General features: G+C 61.0%; 1 pseudogene. It reads left to right on the top strand.

From position 1 onward, the window contains the following. Positions 1 to 57: 57 nt before the first annotated feature. A pseudogene (locus ACRXB1_RS37285) lies at positions 58 to 589 on the top strand (hypothetical protein); the annotation flags it as partial.

The following is a 589-nucleotide window of genomic DNA, read 5'->3' on the forward strand; positions in this document are numbered from 1 at the left end:
CGCGATGCCGGGTGGCGCCTTCTCGTTTCCGCCAAAGGCGAGCTTCGCACCGAGGGCATGCGTTACGCCCTGGACAATGGCGCCTGGTCGGCGTTCGTTCAGCAGCAACCATTTGATGAGGACGCGTATCTCCTTGCCGTAGATCGGCTTGGAGAGGGTGCAGATTGGATCGTGCTGCCCGACATCGTAGCGGGTGGTCTCGCATCGTTGGAGTTTTCGTTGCGGTGGAAGGAACGACTGCGCGGGATGCCAACAAGGATGCTGCTCGCCGTGCAGAGCGGGATGCAAATCAATGATGTTGCGAACTTGCTGTCACCGGCTATAGGCATCTTTATTGGTGGCACGACCGAGTGGAAGGAATCCACGGCGCAAGCCTGGGGTTCTGTTGCGCGACGGCGGCACTGCCACTTGCACGTCGGGCGGGTGAACTCAGCGCGTCGAATTCGCATTTGCGCGGCCGCTGGCGCTGATAGCTTTGACGGTTCTGGCGTTAGCAGATACGCAAAGGCGTTGCCGCGACTCGACCGTGCTACACGGCAAGGCGATATGTTCGCCGCCGCGGACGATTCGCTTGAGGTAGCACGGCGAG

Source organism: Caballeronia sp. M23-90 (assembly GCF_053574605.1).